3 protein-coding genes are annotated in these 2,924 nt (G+C 52.4%); all 3 read right to left on the reverse strand.

Features of this window, described 5'->3' with window-relative positions:
- A partial coding sequence (locus tag INT22_RS00350) for a UTP--glucose-1-phosphate uridylyltransferase (RefSeq protein WP_193067465.1) occupies positions 1-692 on the reverse strand: 692 nt, incomplete at its 3' end.
- Between the two features lie 23 nt (positions 693-715).
- On the reverse strand, positions 716-2,389 hold the full coding sequence (gene pgi / locus INT22_RS00355; protein WP_193067466.1) for a glucose-6-phosphate isomerase: 1,674 nt from the start codon (positions 2,387-2,389) through the stop codon (positions 716-718).
- A 312-nt stretch (positions 2,390-2,701) separates the two neighbouring features.
- On the reverse strand, positions 2,702-2,924 hold a 223-nt coding region (locus INT22_RS00360; protein WP_193067467.1), incomplete at its 5' end, for a transposase domain-containing protein.

Below are 2,924 nucleotides of genomic sequence, written 5' to 3' on the forward strand. Positions count from 1 at the left end.
GCACCAGGCGGCTGGTCACGCAGCAGCTCCATAATGCGATACGGCAGCACATAGCGGCCAATCACCGAAAGGCGTGAAGGTGCTTCCTTAGGCGATGGTTTTTCTACAACACCGCGCATGGTGGCGCTTTCACCGGCGGCTGGCTCATCACAGTCAACAATGCCATAACGGTAAACCTCTTCCTGGGGCACCGCTTCCACCATGATTTGCGAGGCGCTATTAGCCTCCCAGCGCTCTACCATGCTGCCCAAGTCACAGGCTGTACTACCCACCTGCGGTTTCACCAACACGTCAGGCAGAATAACGGCAAATGGCTCATCTTTATCTAACAGGTGCGCGGCGCAGAAAATAGCGTGGCCCAAGCCTTTGGCATTGGGCTGACGGACGCTGGTCACTTTGAGTTTTTTGGGCGAAATAGCCGACAGCGTTTCTAACAACGCATCCTTGCCCTTACTGGCTAATGAGTGCTCAAGCTCGAAGTGGGCATCAAAATGGTCTTCGATGGCAGATTTACCTGCCCGGGTTACCAAAATGATTTCATTAATTCCCGCCGCCAGCGCCTCTTCCACCACGTGCTGAATAAGCGGACGATCCACCACGGGCACCATCTCCTTAGGGATCGCCTTGCTAATAGGCAGCAGGCGCGTGCCAAAACCCGCCACCGGAATAATCGCTTTGCGAACTTGAGTCATTAACTACGTCCTTTATCGTTTCGTTACTTACGCCACTCGTTCACTTTATGCAGCAATTGAGCAGTACTCGGATCTTCTACATTCTGATACTCAACCGGCTCATCCGCCAGTGTTTGGTAAAGGCTGGTTGCCAACCGCTTACCTAACTCTACCCCCGGCTGATCGAAAGGGTTCAAATTCCACAATACCGATTGAACAAACACTTTGTGCTCATAAAGCGCCAGTAGTGCACCGATCGACCACGCATCCAACGTTTTTAGCAGCACAACTGAATTAGGTTGATTACCGCGATACCCCTGGGCCATTAAACCGCGCAGCGCTTGAGGAATCGCATCATCGCCTAACGCAAACAGCTGAGACTGCGCCAAACAGTGCGCTAAGGTTAACTGCTCCTGGGCTTTCAGTGAACGATTAATCTTTTCACGCCCAACGCCAGCCCGCTGCGCCACTGCCACAAAATCAGCGCTGACGGTATGAACACCCTGATGTAACAGCTGATAAAACGCATGCTGCCCATTAGGCCCTACATCCCCCCACAAAATAGGACAGGTTGCATGGGTAACCGACCGGCCATCTAGACCAACGCTCTTACCGTTAGATTCCATTTCCAACTGCTGCAAATACGCAGGCAAGCTTTTTAACCGGCCATCATAAGGAAGCACCGCATGGGTAGGAATGTTTAAAAACTGAGAGTTCCACGCCCCTACCAACGCCACAAGAGCGGGCAAGTTTTCCTCGATGGGCGTGTGCAGAAAGTGCTTATCCATGGCATGCGCACCGGCTAACAGCGCATCAAAACACGCCACGCCCAGCTGCATTGCCACGCTGATACCAATCGGCGACCATAATGAAAAACGCCCGCCAATCCACTCCTTGAATACCAACTGCTGCGCCTCAGGCACACCAAACTCGGTCATTTTGTCAGGCTTAGACGACACGCCAATCAACTGATGACGGCAAACGGTGGCTTCATCGACTTCAAGCGCATGGCTTAACCACGCTAGCGCCGTGCGCACATTAAACTGGGTATCAGCGGTAGTGAACGATTTAGACGCTAGCACCAATAGCGTGGTCGCAGGGTTTAAGCACTCCATTAAGGGCAGCAGCTGCGCACCATCCATCGTGGAAACATAATGCACGTTCACTTTGGCACTGCTGGGGCGGTCCGCTAGCGCTTCACTGACCAATTTTGGCCCCAAATCAGAGCCACCTACGCCAATATGCACTATATCAGTGATCGCTTGACCAGTAGCACCGTACCATTTACCGCTATGAACACGCTCCACCATCTCCGCCATACGCTTGCGCTGGTGTTGGCAAAAAGCTGCCGCGCTCTCCATCCCCTCGGGGGGTGTTTCGCTGCTCGGCCACCTTGCCGCCACGTGCAACGCCGCACGCTGTTCTGAAGGGTTAACCTTTGCCCCCGCAAACAACGCCTGACGCTTAGCCGCCAAACCACAACTTTCCGCCCAATCCTTTAAAAGCGTTAGTGTTTTAGTGGTTAAGCGCTGCTTGCTGAAATCAATATGCAGGCTACCAAATGTAAACGCCAATGCATTAGCACGTTGCTGGGCAACAGTAGAACCACTGCCTAACAAGTCACTTAACGACTGGGCCTGAAGATGCTCGGCATGCACATGCAGTTCACTTACGGGGGTATAAACGCGTGGAGTGGCGCTCGATAGCGGAGAGTTCATGAGTGTCTTCCTTGAAAAAATTAAGGGTGGACGTGATAACAATACAAAGCAAAAGCCACGCCAGCCCAAACCTCTTTACATTCGACGCTAGAGTTTACAATAGGATGACAAATAATTGTTAAGTATGAGTAGCAATCTCGCACTCCGATGGTCAAACTCCAGCACCGCTACACGCTGCTTTTGTGGGTGCGCTTCACTTACATAACACGACATCTTGATTAGGGACATCAATTCGGACACAGCATTGTTTATTGGCGTGAGAAGCCCGCATTAGCGTAAGCGCGCCATAAAACCCATCTAGTCAGATTTCGCTTAGACCGGTAATGTCTCTTTCCACTGCCAGGGTAGCAGCATGCTGAGTTCATCATCATTGAGGGTGGGCAGTGTCGCGAAGACATACTGCAAGTAATCGTAAGGCGAGAGACCATTGGCTTTGGCGGTTTCGATCAGGCTGTAGACCGCCGCACTGGCTTGAGCGCCGCTCGGGGTGTGGCTGAACAGCCAGTTCTTACGCCCTACCACGAACGGCAGGGCA

It is taken from the genome of Halomonas sp. 3D7M, from assembly GCF_014897885.1.
GTDB lineage: Bacteria > Pseudomonadota > Gammaproteobacteria > Pseudomonadales > Halomonadaceae > Vreelandella.